Source organism: Bradyrhizobium sp. STM 3557 (assembly GCF_045571465.1).
Lineage (GTDB): Bacteria > Pseudomonadota > Alphaproteobacteria > Rhizobiales > Xanthobacteraceae > Bradyrhizobium.
The window spans coordinates 2,577,768-2,596,350 of sequence record NZ_CP120697.1 but is presented as its reverse complement, the minus strand read 5'-3'; the positions used below and the strand labels follow the sequence as shown (position 1 = coordinate 2,596,350).

The window sequence follows — 18,583 nt, the reverse complement described above, 5'->3', positions numbered from 1 at the left end:
CCGAAGCTGCCGATCGTAAGCGCCGTCCTGACGCCATCTTCCGCCAGGGATCATTGTCGGTGGTCGGAAAATGAGGAGCTTCGACACATGACGATGACCGTTTATCCAAGCCTGGAGCCGACGCCTTGCGGCGGATTGGTTCACTGGCGCAGGCCGACGACGCGAGTGGAGCGTGAACAGGAGGCTGCGATCTTGGCCGAGAGCTACGCAGCGACCAGCAACGCTTGCAACGCCGCCCGGCGGCATGGAGTGACGCCACGGAGTTTGTTCACATTTGACGGAGCGCGGCTCGGGGTCAGGCGGCAGCGGGACGAGGAGATGGACCCACATGCCCGCCCTGGCGTTGCTTCGCGATATCAGTTGCCTTGAGACCTATGATGTCCCAAAACCCCCCTCGACTGATTGATACCGAGTTCCTCCGCGTCGCCTATCTGGAAGACGGGCCGTCGGACGGCTGGCCAGTCGTCCTCGTTCACGGCTTTCCGTATGACGTGCACGCGTTCGAGGCCGACGCGCACCGCCTGGCCGCTATCGGCGCTAGGGTCATTCGACCGTATGTTCGCGGCTACGGCCCCACCCGCTTTCTGTCCGACAGAACGATAAGGAGCGGCCAGCAGGCCGCCCGCGGGCTGGATGTCGTCCAATTGATAACCGCCCTGCAGCTGACCCGCCCGATCCTTGGTGGCTTCGATTGGGGCGGCAATGCATGCTGCGTCGTCGCCGCGCTCTGGCCGGAGCAGGTCGGCGGTCTCGTTTCATACGCCAGCTACGACATTATCGATGTGGAGCAGCAGAGGTCGGCCTTCGCACCCTCGCTCGAGCGCGTCTGCTGGTATCAGCACCTCTTCCAATCAGAGCGGGGCCGAGCCTGCCTGCAAGAAAGCCGCGTGGAGATCAGTCGGCTGCTGTGGCGCGAATGGTCACCTGGCTGGACGTTCGATATGGCCACCTTCGACCGGACGGCCCGCGCATTCGACAACCCCGATTTCGTCGAAGTCGTGATCCACGCCTACCGCTGCATGCACGGCCACGCCGCAGGTGATCCCATGTTTGAGCCGCTTGAAAACCGACTTGCGGGACGTCCTCCAATCACGGTGCCTTCCGTGACGATCGATGGTGCCGCCGACCCTCTCAAGCCGGGCGGCACCCTGGATCACGCACGCCTGTTCACTGGCCCTCATGAGCATCGAACCCTGCCGGTCGGGCATAACGTTCCGCAGGAAGCGCCAGGCGCTTTCACCGAGGCGGTCCTGACGGTACGAACTTGGCAGACTTAGCTCGTAGCTGGATTAGCGGAGTGTAATCTGCCATCCGCGACTCTTGATGATCGGGTCGAGGAGTTGCCGGACGACGAGGCAGCATGGCGCGAAGGCACCAGCTTTGTTGGCGCGCTGTTCAAGGACACGGGCGGCAAGCTTCGCCCAGCGCCACGAGTCGAGCTTATGTCGGGAAGCGATTGGCCGAGGCGATGCGGACGCTGCGCCTGCTGGCGATGCGCACGATCGCTGGTTATAGCGCGGCCTGGCCGGCCTATTGTTGCGAATTCGTTGATTTGCTCGCGCAGCAGGAACGGGCGAGCTGGAGAAAACCATGCGCACGCAAAACCGGGCGCGGTGCGGCCGCTGCCAAGCTATTCCAACGTGACGCGGATGGAAGCGGCGATCTACTGGCAGGCGCGGTATCTCGCGCGATCGGACTGGCTGCTACGCGCGGTGAACGCGGTGGCGCTCGCTCATGCGATGACCGCGACGCGGGCTGGCTTGCCGTTAGACACGGCGGCTATGCCGATACCTGGCGCGCCGATCACGATCGCGGCTGCGAGATCATCGCGTGCGGATTGCGCGACAGCCTGGTGCCGGTGTTCTAGGACGTGGATACATTAAGAAGCGGCCAAATCCTGGGGCGTCTGCATTCACGGTCGCACAATTTCTGCAGCAGACGACGCCGTGGCAGACAACAAATCCAACGTTGCCACGAAGCCGCAATGTCGGCCTAACGTGCTTTCAGCAACATCGAAATGTGAGCCGTCACGAATATCACCCAGAACACAATAATCGAAATCTGAACGCCGAGATCAGCAGGTGGCGTGAAGATCGACCTAACCAGATCAAAAAACGCACGCCAATCATCAGGATCGGTCCGCCCCAAACTGCGAGCCAAGTCGGTACAGACCGACCTGGATTTGCCCGTCAAGCTCCAATCCATGTTGGTGCTTTCGCGCATTAGGCGCGTACCCAAAAAGGTGTTGCAGCCTACGACCAGTGCTAATGCACCAGCAAAAACGTAGTCTGACGGGTCTATCACGGCTTCCTCCACCGCGATTGGTAGCCAGCTTTTTCCGAGACTCCGCGGAGCGATCGGGAATTACGAATGTATAGAACCCCACGGGCATGCCATCTCTGGAGACGATTGGGGATATCCTCGAAGCGACAGATTGACGCAATCCGCTACTGGCCCATTAGCCGAGGCGGCGAGCCGCGCTTTCAGGTCTGCTCCCGGGAGGTCAGCGGACCGGAATTGCTCCGGTTGAGTGTTTCGGACTTTGGACCCTAATGCGACATGGATGCAGTGCCACCCAACATCAGGGCAGGCCGCACGGCATGCCGCGAGCGCCCTTCTAAAGGCAGAATTGCTGTCCCAGTTTTCAATGGCCGTGTTGTCGCTCCGTGATATAGATTAACTGTGCACGGTTGCTAAACCGCGCGCTGCATTCGTTGAAGAAGTTTAGACTACAACTCAGTTGATCCAAGCAAGCCACCGACCATGAGCATGCCGGACTGGTCGAGACACGTGTCGTCACGCCTACCACTGCGAGGTCGTCGCGTGACATTAAACCCAAACCGCCACAGCCTCATCCTCTGAGCCGTCACCGAAATCAGGTGAGGACCCCGACGTATACAGGCGTTTTTTCAAGGGGAGGAAAGCTCATGACCCCCAAGCAAACTGCTATCCATATATCGACAGTCGCGTGCCTCGTCGTGGCCGCGATGCTTCTGCCGAACGTTGGCCAAGCTCAGGAAACGAACGTGAAGAAGGCGATGGAGATCCTGGAGTCAATGGCGAACACACTAGGTCCGCCAAGGCTCGAGGGGACCGATGCCGTCGCAGGTAAGGAAGTGCCTGCCATCTATTTTGGTTCAACCAAGATCAACAACAATTTCGACTTGGTTGACGAGGTCGTAAAGCAAGCTCAGGGCACCGCTACGATCTTCGTGAAGAGCGGTGATGAGTATGTCCGCGTAGCCACCAACGTGAAAAGGGACGACGGTTCGCGAGCAACCGGAACAATTCTCGACCCCAAAGGCAAGGCGATTGAGTCCATCAGGAAAGATGAAGCGTTCTATGGGGAGGTGGACATCCTCGGCAAACCTTACATCACAGGGTACAAGCCGATACGTGATTCGTCGCAAAACGTTATTGGAATCTACTACGTAGGTTATCCGACGGAGACCGTCGGCCGCGCGACCGGTCGGGATTAATACCAGGGCGCCGAGAGGTAACTCGGGGCGATCAAGTGAAACCGCCATGGCGGCGTGAAGCGCGCAAATGGTTGGAGCGTGAGCGTGGCCGCATTGAGAGTCATGACCATTGCGGCCCCAGTCAGCCTCCTGCCAGGCCCCAAACGTGCACGAGCTCACATGAGGCCACCAGCGGCATGGGTAGTCGTCGCGACTAACGACCGCTCTTGGCCGATTCCGTTGAAAAAGTCGGCAGTTGCGACGCAGAGATATCGATGATTCAGTCTGTCTAATTGGGCAGGACTGAAGATCATGATGGGGCATCGGCAAGTCGAACAGGCTGCGTTGTTCTATGAGTTCTCGCTAGAAAGGCACATCCCAGCCGACCACCTCCTGCGGTCGATCGATAGGTTCGTCGACCTGGAGGACCTGCGACGGGAGTTGGCACCGTTCTACAGCAACATCGGGCGGCCCTCGATCGATCCGGAGCTGATGATCAGGATGCTCCTGATCGGCTATTGCTTCGGCATCCGATCGGAGCGGCGGCTCTGTGACGAAGTCCACCTCAATCTGGCATACCGCTGGTTTTGCCGTCTGGGTCTGGACGGGACTGTCCCTGATCACTCGACGTTCTCGAAGAACAGGCACGGCCGCTTCCGTGAGAGCGATCTCTTCCGCCGCGTGTTCGAGGCCGTCTTGCGCCGGTGCATCCGGGAGCGCCTGGTCGGCGGCGAAGGATTCGCGGTCGACGCGAGCCTGATCAAGGCGGATGCCAATCGGCAGAAGGGCATCGAAGGCGACAAGGGGCTTCCACCGGAGGCTGCCAGCCGAGCGATCGATGAATATCTTGCTGTTCTTGATGATGCCGCGTTCGGCGCCGCGACGGAGGTCACGCCCAAGTTTGTGTCGCCCTCCGACCCAGCGGCACGCTGGACGGGAGCGCACGGCGGCCAAGCCTTCTTCGCCTACTCGACGAACTATCTGGTCGACGTCGAGAATGCGATCATCGTCGATGTCGAGGCGACCACGGCGATCCGCCAAGCAGAAGTGTTGGCCGCCAAGCGCATGATTGAGCGTTCACTCGAAAGGTTCGATCTTTATCCAAGCCGGCTTCTCGGCGACAGTGCCTATGGCTCCGCTGAGATGCTCGGGTGGTTGGTCTACCAGCAGGGGATCGAGCCGCACGTGACCGTCTTCGACAAGTCGGCCCGCACCGACGGGACTTTCTCGCGCGAGGCCTTCACCTACGACTATGCTGCGGACGTCTATCGCTGCCCCGATGGCAAAACCCTCACCACCACAGGGAGGCCGGTGAACGACCATAGGACGATCCTCTACCGCGCGAGCAAGCACGATTGTCAAGCATGCTCTCTGAAAAGCAGGTGTTGCCCCAACACCCCGGCCCGGAAAGTTCCACGCTCGATCTACGAGGGCGCTCGCGACATGGCGCGCGAGATCGCAAGCTCATGGGAAGGCCGCACTTCACGCCGGCTCCGCAAGAAGATCGAGATGCTGTTCGCGCATCTCAAGCGCATTCTCAAGCTGGATCGGCTGCGCCTAAGAGGACCGAACGGCGCACGCGACGAGTTCACCCTCGCGGCCACCGCTCAGAACCTTCGTAAGATGGCCAAGCTGATCCCGATGCCTGCACCGACGCCCGCGTGAACCCCACCAAGCCAAATTCGTTCGTGGAACAGCGGTCTTTCGCGACGAAACTACTGCCGACTTTTTCAACGGAATCGACCCTTAGCAGAAATTAACTTTGTGCGATCAACATGTCGCACATGCAATCCGAATGGCTTCGCCAGCTGGCCTATTTGGTTCACACCAACAGAGAACTTGGCCTGATGCTGAGGGGCATCAAGCCCCTCTCATATTTCATGGACATCATTGGGCAAGAGCCAGACATCTGCATTCGATATTGGCGGATGTTCGATAGACACGTTGCCTTGGGTCGCCTGGTAAGACGCGAAGTGATTGAAGTATGTCCTGGCGCACCGCAGCTTGAATATCGGATGCTCTTCTACGCCTTACCGGGCCACGAGTGGCAGGTTGACGCCATGCTTGCACTTTTGAATGAGCCCGGGGCTTGGTCCGACCGTCGCGAACGGCGCTTTGGCGAATTGCTCGGCTACGAAGCGTGGCAGATCGACTATTGGCTGGCGCACCGTCGTTCGCCAGCGGGCGCGTAGTCTGCTGTTAGCCCATCGCGAACCTTCCGGTCATCCGCAGTGATGTCCGCTTCTTGGGCGCAACCGGAAGCGAGCGCTCGAATGACTATAGGGCAGCTCTTGACCCTGGCTGTGTGAAAACGCTGTGCTTCTGTTAAGATTCTCCTGTGATTCTTGGGGGAGTCGATGAAGCGCTTCGTTGAAGAGGCGGATCGTGGGCAATGGATGCTATTGCCCGAATGCCTCGATGATTTCATTGACGAGAGTAACCCCGTTCGCGTGATCGACGTGTTTGTCGACGCACTCGATCTGGCCGAGATTGGGTTCGACGGGGTTGAGCCAGCGGCAACGGGACGGCCCTCGTATCACCCCTCGGTTCTCCTGAAGCTGTACATTTACGGCTACCTGAACCGAGTGCAGTCGAGCCGTCGGCTCGAACGGGAAGCCGGACGTAATGTTGAGGTCATGTGGCTGCTGGGTCGACTCGCTCCTGATCACAAGACGATCGCGGATTTCCGCAAGGACAATGGCCTGGCGCTTCGCAGGGTCTGTGCGCGCTTTGTCGAACTCTGTCGTGAGATGGGTCTTCTCGCAACGGCGAGTGTTGCCATTGATGGCAGCAAGTTCAAGGCCGTGAACAACCGGGACAAGAACTTCACGCGGGCGAAGGTGCAACGACGCCGTGATCAGCTGGAGGAGAGTGTCGCGCGTTATCTAAGCCAACTTGATACGGCGGACCGGCAGGAGCCGACGGAGGCGCTGGCGACGAAGGTGACGAGACTTAGCGAGAAGCTGACAAAGCTGAAGGAGGAAATGGGCAAGCTCGCTGTCTACGAGACACGAATGCTTGCTTCGCCCGACCAGCAAATCTCGCTGACCGATCCTGACAGCCGCTCGATGGCGACGAGCGGCCGTGGCTCCGGCGTTGTCGGCTATAACGTGCAGGTCGCCGTCGATACCGAGCATCATCTGATTGTGGCGCACGAGGTGACGAACAGCGGCTCGGATCGGGCGCAACTTGCCAGCATGGCCAAGCAGGCGAAGGCTGTTCTAAAGGCCGATGCGCTCACCGCCGTTGCCGATCGCGGTTACTTCAACAGCCCCGAGATCCTCGCCTGCCACGAGGCCGGCATCACGGTAACTCTGCCCAAGCCGCAGACGTCGGGAGCCAAATCAGATGGCCGCTTCGGCAAGCAGGACTTTGTCTATCTACCAGAGGCGGACGCCTATCGCTGTCCAGCTGGAGAGCAACTGCCATATCGCTTTACGGGCGAAGAAGACGGTAAGCGGATTAGGCGCTATTGGACCACTGCCTGCCAGAATTGTTCACTCAAATCCCAGTGCACGACGGGGCCAGAGCGGCGGATTCCGCGATGGGAGCATGAGCATCTGCTCGAAGCTGTGCAGCAGCGCCTCGATGCGAATCCACAAGCCATGCGCCTGCGCCGAGAGACAGTCGAGCATCCGTTCGGCACGATGAAGGCCCGCATGGGGGCGACGCATTTCCTGACCAAAACGCTTCCGAAAGTAGCCGCCGAAATGGCACTCTCTGTCCTGGCCTACAATCTGACGCGGGTCATGAACATCATGGGGATCAAGCCGCTGATCGCGGCGATCGTAGCCTGAGAAACGCCCGCGTGCTCGTGGTCAGGACGGACACCCATAAGGCCGTTTTTACACGCCCAAGACCCAAAGGGGACATCCCTCCGAAAGGGCATTGTGCACACTTGGCTTCGGCACCTAACCTTGTTCAGCAGGAACGATCTGGCGAAAGCTGCCTCGACGCCATTTCCGCGATGGCTGCGGCTTCATTAGCTCCGCTTGCGCCGATCTCGATGACCTTCCGCGCAACGATCTCAATTATCGAAATCATTAGATGAGCTCCGTTCGCTGCACCGGGGGCGTTGGCCTTGGTCTCGCCGCCAGCCTAATCATCGCGAGGGCGGGCCGCGCAAAGCTGCCGACGCCGACACCCCGGCTTTATGCGTCGTACCTCCACCGCTCAACCAACGTCCGAGCCCTGTCGATTTCAGGCATTTCCGCCGTTGGCGCAAAGCCATGGAGGGCGTGCGAGAGAATGGCGCAGGCTTCAGCCGTCCGGCCGGTCGATTGGTAGAGCTTGGCGAGTGAAAGCGCGGCGACCAACTCATAACTACGAGCGCCTTGCTGCTTTGCGACTGCGATCGACGTCTGGAAAGCCTCTTCGGCCGGCGGGAAGTTCTCAGGTTCACTCTTCAGAAGACACTCGCCGCGGAGCCGATGAAGATAAGGATCTGTAAAATGCTCCTCTGTCTCCTCCGCCAATGCCAACCCATGGTCGAGCTGCGTTAGTGCCCTGCCGTAGTCGCCGATCATGGTCTCAAGTTCTGCAAGCATTCCGTAGAAAGATGGAGCGCCGCTCTTGTTGCCTAGGCCTACATAGGATTCGAGCGCCAGCCTCAGCCCAACCGCCCCCGACTCAGGATCAACTTGTCGGCCACGAATCCAATAGGCCAATACCCGACCCACGTCCGCATAAGTTCTCAAGTGGTGCTCTTCCGTCAGTGCGAGCAAAGGCTCCACGGCGAGGCGAGTGGACAAGACGTCGTCGCGCCGGCTTTCGAGAACGGCCTTAAAGAAAAGCGCGCTGGCTATCGCTGCGACGTGCCCCAATTCGGAGGCGCGCTGGGTCGAGCTGTCAATCAGCTGCCGGGCGTGCTCGAGCTCGCCTAAATGCCATTCCGTCAATGCGAGGAAGTTCGTCGCGCTCACTTGAGTGTCATTGCCGAAACGAAACAGCGTTTTCCCGTCTCGTTCATAATTGTAATCGCCCAAGGCTTGCTCGAGGACAGATCGCGCGTCTTGCAAGTCGCCGAGCTTGAGCAAGACAAATCCGAGAACGCGGCGGGCCACCCCCGCTTCTGTGGGGCGGCTTTCTGTTTCGGCTTCCCGAAGGAAGGCCTCAGCTGTTTCACGGGCTTGGCAATTTTGGCCACGCATGAATTCCGTCAAACTCCGCGCGTAATAAGCGACGAAGCGCGCATCACCTCCGTGCTCCGAACTCGCGATTTCGTTGGCGCGCGCGTAGGCGGCGCTCATTTCGTCTGCGGCGAAGCCTTTCAACCACATCGCTGCATGGCCATAGTCGGTGTGCAATTTCAGAAGTCGGCTGGCATCACCGGCGTCTCCGACACCTCCTCGAGTAACACCTCGCTCCGCTTTTTCGGCGATCGCTATTGCCGTGCCGAGGTGAGCGATGGCCTCTTTATAGGCCGAGCGGCGCAGCGCATCTTCACCCGCCCTGCTCCACCAGTCGATGGCGAGACTGTCCAGCCCGGCCTCAGTAAAGTGACGAGCGATAGCCTCGGGTTCTTCGTTATTCTCAATAAGAGCTTCCGCTGCACGACGGTGGAGTGTCTGGCGGCGGCTCTTCAAGAGGCTGTCGTATGCCGAGTCCTGAATAAGTGCATGCTTGAAACGGTAGACCGCCTCCGGCGGGACGCCCTCGACCAAGAGAAGGTCCGCGTCCAGAAGACGACTTAAAGCGATCTGGAGTAAATCTTCATCGAAAATCTGCTCGCTGGATTCGCCAAGTCCGGCATGGCCAGGATCGAGGGTGACCGCATGAGCAGCGACCTTCCGCAGAACGCCATACGAAAAGCTCCGCCCCAACACTGACCCGAACTGGGCAACTTCGCGCCCTGATCCTAAGCGGTCCAGGCGGGCCGTAAGCGACTGTCGCAAAGTCGGCGGGATCGCCTTCGGGCCTCCTTGCATCCCGCGCTCGAGAAGCAGGCGGGTCACCTCCTCGACGAATAACGGCACGCCGCCCGCCCGCTCGCTCACCTCCTTGATGACCTCCGTTGAGAGTGAGCGTTGATACGCGAGTTCGAGAACCATGCGCTCAACTTGCGCGTCCTCAAGCGGCGCCAGCGAAATAACCGTGTGGTGCGGCCGCAGGCTCCAAGGAGGCCGGAATTCAGGCCGCGCCGTCGCTAGAATCAGGAGGGGCGCCTGCGCGCCACGATCGCTTAGCGCACTCAAGAGATCGAGCGAGCTCGGGTCGAACCATTGCAAGTCCTCAAACACGAGAATAAGCGGTTGCGCTCGCGCGCCGGCTATCGCCCAAGTGACCATTGCGGCCAACTGCCTGCTGCGGACCTCATCAGGCGGAAGGCCCGGCAAGCGCTCAGGTGGAACCGGAATATCGAGGAGCGGCGCGAGGAGCGGCGAGTGCTCCGCGGGATCGAGTTTGACTTGGGCAAGGACGGCTTCGAGCTCAGCAAACCGGCGCTCCGGCGCAACTTCCGGACCTCCAAACCGAGCCCGTCCCCAACCCAGAAGCGGATGCAGCGGCGTATTCTGCAAGAGCTGTGACGAGCTCCACTCGATCCATGAGTGCGGCGTCTCGCCCAGCTGCCCTCGAAATTGTTCAACCAGCCGGGATTTGCCGATGCCGGGCTCGCCGACGATCAAGACAAACTGTCCCTCGCCCGCCCGGACCCGTTCCCAACGGCGCGCCAGGACTCCGATATCCTCATCCCGGCCGATAAAGGGCGTGAGAAGCCGGGCGCTCTTCCTCCGGCGTCCGCCGCTTACGCGCAAGATCCGATAGAGCATCAGCGGCGCCGGCACGCCCTTGAACTCGTGCGCGCCCTTCTCCTCGACGATAAAGAGGCCGGCGATCTGCCGCTGGACCGTGGACGTCACAAGCACGGTTCCCGGCTCGGCTGCAGCCTGAACTCTCGCGGCAATATTGGGTGCTTCACCGAACACCTCGCCTCCCGCGTCGACGATGACGGGACCGCTCTCCAACCCGACGCGCGCGGCCAGTTCTGGAAGGCCGGCGGCCGCGTTGCGCAAGTTGAGTTCCTCAAGCCCGCGCTGTATCGCCAACCCAGCACGTACAGCTCGTTCCGCGTCGTTTTCCTCGGCTTGAGGATAGCCAAACAAGGCCATCAGGCCGTCGCCGAGTTTCTTCAGCACGTGGCCGCCGAGCCCAGTCACTGCATTCGACGCCTCGTCGAGATAGGCCTTGACAATATTGCGCCAGTCCTCCGGGTCGAGCCGTGAGGCAAGACTGGTCGAGCCGACCAAATCGCAAAACATCACGGTGATCGGACGGCGTTCGGCGGCACCAGCTTGAGCAAAGGACTGCGCCGGTGAAATGGTAGCGGCCGCCGCCAGCCGCCCTTGGCCTGGAAGCGCTTCTCGGGGCGCAAGCTCCGCTATCGCCTTCAATAGTCGCTTGCGGTCACCGAGCGGGATACCAAGCTTTTCGAGGTCGCCATCACTGAGGTCGGCGAGCACATCCAGATCAATCTTATTATCCCGAAACTGCTCCTCGTATTGACCCAGGCCGCGACCGCGAAGCCATTCGCGGACGTTCATAGTCACGCTCCACATGGGATCAGCAAGATATTCGCCCACCCGTCGGGCGCTGTCCAGCGGGTGAGTTCTGCTCAAGCCCAAATTGGCGTCGTCCAAAGAAGACAGCTAGCGCCCGCCGTTAGGAAGGGTTGTCGCTGATGGGTGCCTGAGCAATGACGCGCCGCTTGCCGGCGTCCGATAGTCTTCCGGCTGCTATCGCAACAATGAGCTCTCTGAACTGGCCTTGAGACTGGCTATTGAGCTGCGATCAATCCTTACCGAGCTTCGGCCGGCAACTTGATGAGCCGCATGGTGGTCGCGAAAAAATCGACTCGCACGGCTAGCGTGCAGTTGAATTGCGCAGTCAGTTGGAGTCTTTGGGCCAAGACGAGCTGTGTCGAGATCAGCTGCTAGTGTCGCGCCTCTGTGCGCGTGGGGCAAAAAAATGCTTCTCCCCTCGGGCCCTTAATCAAAATTGCCAGTCCTTTGCACACGAAAATCTGCGACAAGCTTCGACCCCGCAAGTTCGTCTCTAATTCGGGAAGTGTGACGATGATAGATGTCAGTCGCCCGTTCCCGGACGAGCCGACGCTCTGCGCGCCGCATCCATACGACTGCCACGACTTGTCGAGGTTGAGGCTGTTGATGTCAAAACAAGTCAGGCAGCCTACCGCTGACACGATCGATCCGTCAGCGCCGCTGCGTTTAGATGTTGCTGCTAAGATCGCCTTTCCAGATGGATCCATGACCGCTTCGGGCCTGCGAAGAGAAGGAGCGAGAGGTCGACTGACTCTCGAACGGATCGCGAACAAGGACTATACTACCCTTGAGGCGATCAGGGCCATGAGGGAGTTATGCCGCGTCCAAGCAAAGGGGTCAGACTCTATAAGAGAAAAGCCCGATACCGAAACAGAAAGCTCGTTCACCAGGCGGTCTGGATCATTAAACGGAGACCGCCATATCGCCACAGGATGCGTTGCGAGCCCGACTGAAACGAAACCGTCTCGCGAGGCAGAGCAGGCCCTAGCGGATTACATCGCCAAAAAGTATCAGCCCGAACGCCGCCGGCAGGATATCGAGGACATCGACTGCGCTGACGTATTGTCGATCTATCTGACCGATATCGGCGAGCCGAACGATCAGTTCGAGATTGGCGCCAGGATTGAACGCCTCAACGAATTCTGGGGCGGCAAGAAACTGTCCGCGGTCAATGCCCAGACCTGCGCCGCATATGTCAGGCGTCGCGGCAACCGCGGCGGTGCACGCCGCGACCTGGAGACATTTCGCGCCGCCATCAACCATCATGCGAAAGAAGGCTTTCACCGTGGCTTAGTACGCGTGTCGCTTCCGAAGGGAGCTCCGCGCGACCGATGGCTTACGCGATGGGAAGCCGCGGCGCTTATTTGGCATTGCTGGCCGCATCGAGAGAAGCAGACGATCCATTCAGGAGCGTCCAAAGGTGATCCGGTCAGCACGAACCGCCGGCCGCTGAGGCATGTGGCCAGATTTATTCTGATCGGCCTTTATACCGGCACTCGGGCTGGGGCCATTGCGTCGGCCTCGCCCTATGCTGAGCCTGGCCGCTCTTACGTCGACCTTGAGCGCGGGATGTTTTACCGAAAGCCGATTGGCAAGCGTGCGACCAAGAAGCGCCAAACTCCAGCGCCCATCCCTCCGCGGCTGCTCGCCCACTTGCGCCGGTGGAAAGACCGCAAGCTGATCGCCACGTGCTTCGTCGAGTTCAACGGGAAGCCAGTCGTATCGGTGAAGAAGGGGTTCAGCAGAGCCGTCGGGCTGGCTGGCCTAGCCGGCAAGGTGACCCCGCATACCTTGCGCCATACCGCCGCGACCTGGCTGATGCAGCGGGGCGTATCGATCTGGGAAGCGGCCGGGTTCCTTGGAATGTCCCCGGAGGTCTTGCAAGACACCTATGGCCACCACCACCCCGACTACCTACAGGGCGCCGCGGCTGCAATCGGTCAAAAAGGTTTCTATGTTTCGATGGCCAAAACGGTGGCCAGCCTCACGGAGGATCGAACGCAGGAGAAAAACTCTAAGGAAATCTGGTCGGAGCGGCAGGATTCGAACCTGCGACCCCTGCGTCCCGAACGCAGTGCTCTACCGGGCTGAGCCACGCTCCGACTTGGGAAGCCGGCTTATAGCGTCGGGTTTCGCCCTCTGCAAGGGCGCCGGGACCACGAAATCGCAAGGAAATGCCGTCTCCGGCTTTTTCTTCGGAAAACGAGCCAAGCCCTTGCCGCATCGAAGCTTTGCCGCCAGCTTATTGGATCGGCCGGCGTTACGGGCTACGGTCCCGCCAACCAGCCCCCTTTCACCCCAACGGACAGCGCCGGCGCGCCGGCCCGATCGCAGCCGATCATGCCCATCTCCGAGACCATGGCCTGCCAGACCAGGCAGCTTGAGGCATCTGACGCCGCGATTGCCGCGGCTGCGGCCTGCCTGCGGGACGGCGGACTGGTCGCGTTCCCCACCGAGACCGTCTATGGCCTGGGCGCCGATGCCACCTGTACCGGCGCGATCGCGCGGCTTTATGCGGCCAAGGGACGCCCAAGCTTTAATCCGCTGATTGCGCATGTCGCTGGCGTTACGGAGGCGCGGCTGATCGGTCGGTTCGATGCCACCGCCGAACGGCTGGCAGCCGCGTTCTGGCCGGGACCGCTGACCCTGGTGCTGCCGAAAACCGCCGACTGCCGGGTCGCCGATCTCGCCACCGCGGGCCTCGACACGGTGGCGATCCGCGTGCCCGCCCATCCGATCACGCAGGCGCTGCTGCGCGCCGTCGGCAGGCCCGTGGTCGCGCCATCGGCCAACATCTCGGGCCATGTGTCGCCGACCACGGCCGCCCACGTTCACGCCGACCTCAATGGTCGCATCGACCTGATCGTCGATGGCGGTCCGGTCGAGGTCGGCGTCGAATCGACGATTCTCGGCTGCTTCGGGACCCCGGTCCTGTTGCGGCCCGGCGGCGTGCCGTCGGAGGCGATCGAGGCCGTGCTGGGGACGCCGCTCGCGCGGCGGGCACCCGAGCCCGCCGCTGGCGACGACCAGCCGCTGGCACCGGGCATGCTCGCCTCGCATTATGCGCCGCGCGCCGCGGTGCGGCTCGAGGCGACCTCCGTGCGCCCCGACGAGGCGCTGCTCGCCTTCGGTCCAGACGCGCTGCCCGGCGCCGAGCATGCGACTGCCGTGATGAATCTCTCCGCGCGCGGCGATCTCACTGAGGCGGCCACGCATCTCTTCGGCTATCTTCGCGCGCTCGACGCCAAGGCTGCGCGCACCATCGCGGTGATGCCGATTCCTCATGACGGCCTCGGCGAGGCCATCAACGACCGACTGCGCCGTGCCGCCGCGCCGAAAGACTGAAGACCGGGACAGAGACGACAATGAACATCAACCAGCCCGCCGTGCCACCGCTATCGCCGGACCTGATCGCGAAATTCCGCGCCGTCGTCGGCGAACGCCAGGCGCTGACCGCGGCCGAGGACGTCGCGCCCTACGTCACCGAGGAGCGCAACCTGTTCCACGGCCGCACGCCGCTGGTGCTGCGCCCGGGCTCCACCGCCGAGGTCGCTGCCATCTGCAAGCTCGCCAGCGCGCACGGAATCGCGCTGGTGCCGCAAGGCGGCAACACCGGCCTCGTCGGCGGCCAGACGCCGCATAATGGCGAGGTGGTGGTGTCGTTGAAGCGGCTGGACAGGATTCGCGAGGTCGATACAGCCTCCAACACCATGACCTGCGAGGCGGGCGTGGTGCTGCAGGTGGCGCAACAGAAGGCGGCCGAGGTCGACCGGCTTTTCCCATTGTCGCTCGGCGCCGAAGGCAGCTGCACCATCGGCGGCAATCTCTCGACCAATGCCGGCGGCACCGCGGCGCTGGCCTATGGCGTCGCGCGCGAGATGGCGCTCGGGCTCGAGGTCGTGCTCGCCGACGGACGCGTGCTCAACGCGCTGTCGAAGCTGAAGAAGGACAACACCGGCTACGACCTGCGCAACCTTTTCATCGGCGCCGAGGGCACGCTCGGCATCATCACCGCGGCGACGCTTAAATTGTTTCCGAAGCCGCGCGCGATCGAGACCGCCTTTGTCGGGCTGCAGTCGCCGGCACAGGCGCTCAAGCTGCTCTCGATTGCGCAAGCCGAGGCCGCAGGCAGCCTGACCAGCTTCGAGCTGATGGCCGAAATCGCGCTCGATTTCTCGGTCAAGCACGGCATCGGCGTGCGCGATCCCTTGAGTGAACGGCATCCCTGGTACGTGCTGATGGAATTGTCGTCGCCGCGCGAGGATGCACGCGCGACGCTGGAAGCGATCCTGGAAAAAGGCCTGGAAGACGGCATCGTCGACGATGCTGTTCTGGCGGACTCCCTGAGCCAGCGCCAGGCCTTCTGGAAGCTGCGCGACGAGATGTCGGCGGCGCAGAAGCCCGAAGGCGGCTCGATCAAGCACGATATCTCGGTGCCGGTTGCCGCCGTGCCCGAGTTTATCGCTGAGGCCAATGCGGCGGTGGTGAAGCTGATCGCGGGTGCGCGCCCCGTCCCGTTCGGCCATCTCGGCGACGGCAACCTGCACTACAATGTCAGCCAGCCGGTCGGCGGCGACACTGCCGACTTCATGGCGCGCTGGCACGAGGTCAATGCGGTGGTATTCGAAATCGTGCTGCGCATGGGCGGCTCGATCTCGGCCGAGCACGGCATCGGCGTGCTGAAGCGCGACGAACTGCCCGAGGTGAAGGACAAGACCGCGATCGAACTGATGCGCGCATTCAAGGCGCTGCTGGATCCCCTGGGTATCATGAATCCGGGCAAGGTGCTGTAAACCGGCCGACTCTCTGCGACAGCAGGCCGTCATAAAACCGCGCTACGCAGGCGGGCCGAATCCGAGAAAACGCATGAGTTCCCAAATGGACAGTACCCCGAGTCTCGTCATCGCAGAGATCACCGACGACGATATTCAAGCCGTGATCGCGCTGTGGCAGCGCTGCGACCTGACGCGGCCGTGGAACGATCCTGCCGGCGACATCGCGTTCGCGCGGCGCGGCGACAACGCGGCCGTCCTGGTCGGCCGCCATAGTGACAGCATCGTCGCCTCCGTCATGGTCGGCCATGACGGGCATCGCGGCTGGGTCTATTACGTCGCCGTCGATCCCGACCATCGCGGCAAGGATTATGGCCGCACCATCATGGCGGCAGCGGAGGACTGGCTGCGCCAGCGCAGCGTCGTCAAGGTGATGCTGCTGGTGCGCTCGGACAATACCAAGGTGCAGGCCTTCTACGAGACGCTCGATTATGTCGAGCAGGACCGCGTCATCTACGCCAAATGGCTCGATGGCCGCGAGCCGACACCCTAACGTGAGTGAGAGCCGCATGAGCATCTCCGACCGCATCCGCGTCCAGGACGTTCGCCTGCTCTCCGACAACTACGGCACGCTGAAAGCCACCACGCTGCAGTGGCGCCGTGATGACGGCACGTGGCAGACGCAGCATCGCGAGACCTATGATCGCGGCCACGCGGCGGCGCTCTTGCCCTACAATCGCGAGCGGCGCACGGTGATCCTGGTCCGGCAGTTTCGCTACCCAGCCTTCGTTGCCGGCCACGATGATCTCTTGGTCGAGGCCGCCGCCGGCCTGCTCGACAATGCCTCGCCCGAGGAGCGCATCCGCCTCGAGGCCGAGGAGGAGACCGGCTACCGCCTGCACGACGTGCACAAGGTGTTCGAGGCTTTCATGAGCCCGGGCGCGGTGACGGAGAAGATCCACTTCTTCATCGCCGAATACGAACCCGAGATGCGCATCAGCGCCGGCGGCGGGCTCGCCGACGAGGGCGAGGAAATCGAGGTGCTGGAGCTTGAGATCGACGAGGCGCTTGCGATGATCTCGGACGGCCGCATCGTCGATGCCAAGACGATCATGCTGCTGCAGCACGCAGCGCTGAAGATATTTGTTTGGTCAACATGTGCCGACCCCTCGGTCTAGCCGAACACTCCGCTGTCATCGCCCGGCTCGACCGGGCGATCCAGTATTCCGAGACGGCTGCGGTTGACCGAGAGGCCGCGGCGTACTGGATCCCGCGCATGCGCGGGGGATGACGATCTTTGTTGTTGCGCCATCCACCCAACACAATTCGAGACTTAAAACAAGCTGCCCTGCCCGTCATCCGGCGGTGGTGAGGCCTTGCGCGGCGCGGCTGGCTTCGCGGCCTTCTTCGCTGACAGACCCGCCTCCTCCGCCGCGCGCTCTTCATCGGTGATCGCAAGCACAAGTTGCGCATCGTCGTTGGCGACGGCATTGACCCGCCGCGACACCTCGTGCCAGACGAAGACGCCCTCTTCCGGTCTGCCGAGCAGATCCATCACCTCGTCGGCATCGTCCGCGCTGCAGTCGAGCCAGCGCGCAAACTCACCAGGCGCGATCGTCACCGGCACGCGGTGATGCAGGTGCGCCAGATCAGGACTCGCGGTCGTGGTGACGATCGCGACCGTGTCGACCTCCTCGCCGTTCGGACCGGCCCAGGTCTCGGCAACCCCTGCAAAACCGAGCGGCGCGCCATCGCGGCGATGGATGAAGAACGGCCGCTTCTTTCCCTCCGCTTGCTGCCACTCGTAGTAGCCATCAGCAGGAATCAGCACGCGCCGCCGCCTGATCGCATTCTTGAACGCCGGCTTCTCGCGCACGGTCTCGGCGCGCGCATTGATGAGCAGCGTGAAATTACGGGGATCCTTGACCCAGGCCGGAACAAGGCCCCAGCGCATCAGACGGAAATGTCGCCTGCCATAGTCGAGAATGACGACAGGAATCGGTTGTGTCGGCGCGATGTTATGGCGTGGCGGGAAATTCGGCTGCTCCTCATAGCCGAATATCTGTCGCAAAGCTTCCGGTGGTGAAGTGATGACGAAACGACCACACATAATCTTGCTCAAATCCTGCTGACGTTCAGCCCCTTTTAACCCCAAATGCCAACACTGCAGCCGATGACCGCAGCGGCTTCACAACTTGTGCAATCCGATCGTACGCTCTCGCGACCGAATGGTGCCGTTGATCCGGCCCGTGCCGCGCTGCTGCGTGCGGCCAACATCAATCCGCGCACCGGGCTCGCCACCGACTATCTGAATCATTTCAACGAAGCCGTCATGCTGCTCGAGATGATTCCCGATATTCCGGAATGCGCCGAGGATTTCCTGGCCTGGAAACCCTTGTCCTATGCTGAGCATTTCACGGCCACCAATTTCAAGGCCCGCGATCTCGTCATCGAGGCCTACGGACAGGCCGATCCGGACATCCGCGTCCGGTTCGACCATCTCACCAAGACCATGACCGACATCCTGCTCGCGGTGGGCGCCGCGATGCAGGAAGCCACCCAGGACAAGACCCGCGCCAGGCTCGCCGAGCAGGCCGCCGGCTGGGTGAAGCCGCTGGTTGCACAGGTCGGCGGGATCATCAATGGCGATATTGAAATCGATCCGATTCCCGACCAGGCTGAGGTCGATCCGGTCGACGCCGTCGACGTCATCATGTCGGGCGGGCTGTAGATCATGATCCGATCTGACCGATCGGACCATGATCTCGTCTCCTGTTTGAGCATGATCTGTTCG

Annotated in this window: 15 protein-coding genes, 1 tRNA gene and 1 pseudogene; 12 read left to right on the top strand and 5 right to left on the bottom strand. The window is 61.6% G+C overall.

The window, feature by feature from the left end; genetic code table 11:
- Positions 1-377 precede the first annotated feature (377 nt).
- A complete protein-coding gene (locus P6U24_RS11765) occupies positions 378-1,277 on the top strand; it encodes an alpha/beta fold hydrolase (protein WP_407159282.1) in 900 nt (299 codons plus the stop codon).
- Positions 1,278-1,456: 179 nt separating this feature from the next.
- Positions 1,457-1,867, top strand: coding sequence for a hypothetical protein (locus P6U24_RS11760; RefSeq protein ID WP_407159281.1), 411 nt, complete (start codon positions 1,457-1,459; stop codon positions 1,865-1,867).
- Positions 1,868-1,992: 125 nt separating this feature from the next.
- On the opposite strand, the gene P6U24_RS11755 is transcribed toward P6U24_RS11760, so the two are convergent.
- Positions 1,993-2,304, bottom strand: a complete 312-nt coding sequence (locus P6U24_RS11755; RefSeq protein ID WP_407159280.1) for a hypothetical protein — start codon at positions 2,302-2,304, stop codon at positions 1,993-1,995.
- A gap of 623 nt (positions 2,305-2,927) precedes the next feature.
- Between P6U24_RS11755 and P6U24_RS11750 the strand changes: the two genes are divergently transcribed.
- The 4 genes from P6U24_RS11750 to P6U24_RS11735 all read left to right on the top strand — a co-directional run bounded on the left by P6U24_RS11750 (position 2,928) and on the right by P6U24_RS11735 (position 7,255).
- Positions 2,928-3,479: a Cache 3/Cache 2 fusion domain-containing protein gene (locus P6U24_RS11750; RefSeq protein WP_407159279.1), complete on the top strand. Its 552-nt coding sequence runs from the start codon at positions 2,928-2,930 to the stop codon at positions 3,477-3,479.
- Between the two features lie 291 nt (positions 3,480-3,770).
- Positions 3,771-5,123, top strand: a complete 1,353-nt coding sequence (locus tag P6U24_RS11745) for a transposase (RefSeq protein ID WP_407154848.1) — start codon at positions 3,771-3,773, stop codon at positions 5,121-5,123.
- Between the two features lie 110 nt (positions 5,124-5,233).
- On the top strand, positions 5,234-5,650 hold the full coding sequence (locus tag P6U24_RS11740) for a hypothetical protein (RefSeq protein WP_407159278.1): 417 nt from the start codon (positions 5,234-5,236) through the stop codon (positions 5,648-5,650).
- A gap of 165 nt (positions 5,651-5,815) precedes the next feature.
- Complete coding sequence (locus tag P6U24_RS11735) at positions 5,816-7,255, top strand: IS1182 family transposase (protein WP_407154639.1); 1,440 nt, start codon at positions 5,816-5,818, stop codon at positions 7,253-7,255.
- Between the two features lie 354 nt (positions 7,256-7,609).
- Here P6U24_RS11735 and P6U24_RS11730 read toward each other — a convergent pair whose 3' ends face one another.
- Both P6U24_RS11730 and P6U24_RS11725 read right to left on the bottom strand, forming a co-directional pair.
- Positions 7,610-10,999 (bottom strand): AAA family ATPase, encoded by a 3,390-nt coding sequence (locus P6U24_RS11730; protein WP_407159277.1) that lies wholly within the window; start codon positions 10,997-10,999, stop codon positions 7,610-7,612.
- A gap of 1,002 nt (positions 11,000-12,001) precedes the next feature.
- On the bottom strand, positions 12,002-12,301 hold the full coding sequence (locus tag P6U24_RS11725) for a hypothetical protein (RefSeq protein ID WP_407159276.1): 300 nt from the start codon (positions 12,299-12,301) through the stop codon (positions 12,002-12,004).
- 15 nt (positions 12,302-12,316) lie between these two features.
- Between P6U24_RS11725 and P6U24_RS11720 the strand changes: the two are divergent.
- Positions 12,317-12,823 (top strand): annotated as a pseudogene (locus P6U24_RS11720) (site-specific integrase); the annotation flags it as partial.
- A 219-nt stretch (positions 12,824-13,042) separates the two neighbouring features.
- Here P6U24_RS11720 and P6U24_RS11715 read toward each other — a convergent pair.
- A tRNA-Pro gene (locus P6U24_RS11715) sits at positions 13,043-13,119 on the bottom strand.
- Between the two features lie 238 nt (positions 13,120-13,357).
- Between P6U24_RS11715 and P6U24_RS11710 the strand changes: the two genes are divergently transcribed.
- The 4 genes from P6U24_RS11710 (at position 13,358) to P6U24_RS11695 (ending at position 16,967) form a co-directional block, all read left to right on the top strand.
- Positions 13,358-14,362, top strand: coding sequence for an L-threonylcarbamoyladenylate synthase (locus P6U24_RS11710; protein ID WP_407159275.1), 1,005 nt, complete (start codon positions 13,358-13,360; stop codon positions 14,360-14,362).
- A gap of 20 nt (positions 14,363-14,382) precedes the next feature.
- Positions 14,383-15,810, top strand: a complete 1,428-nt coding sequence (locus P6U24_RS11705) for an FAD-binding oxidoreductase (RefSeq protein WP_407159274.1) — start codon at positions 14,383-14,385, stop codon at positions 15,808-15,810.
- Between the two features lie 85 nt (positions 15,811-15,895).
- Complete coding sequence (locus P6U24_RS11700; protein WP_407159273.1) at positions 15,896-16,342, top strand: GNAT family acetyltransferase; 447 nt, start codon at positions 15,896-15,898, stop codon at positions 16,340-16,342.
- A 16-nt stretch (positions 16,343-16,358) separates the two neighbouring features.
- Positions 16,359-16,967: an NUDIX domain-containing protein gene (locus P6U24_RS11695; RefSeq protein WP_407159272.1), complete on the top strand. Its 609-nt coding sequence runs from the start codon at positions 16,359-16,361 to the stop codon at positions 16,965-16,967.
- A gap of 155 nt (positions 16,968-17,122) precedes the next feature.
- On the opposite strand, the gene P6U24_RS11690 is transcribed toward P6U24_RS11695, so the two are convergent.
- Positions 17,123-17,899: an SOS response-associated peptidase gene (locus tag P6U24_RS11690; RefSeq protein WP_407159271.1), complete on the bottom strand. Its 777-nt coding sequence runs from the start codon at positions 17,897-17,899 to the stop codon at positions 17,123-17,125.
- 87 nt (positions 17,900-17,986) lie between these two features.
- Here P6U24_RS11690 and P6U24_RS11685 point away from each other — a divergent pair, with 87 nt between their 5' ends.
- On the top strand, positions 17,987-18,520 hold the full coding sequence (locus P6U24_RS11685) for a hypothetical protein (protein ID WP_407159270.1): 534 nt from the start codon (positions 17,987-17,989) through the stop codon (positions 18,518-18,520).
- Positions 18,521-18,583 lie beyond the last annotated feature (63 nt).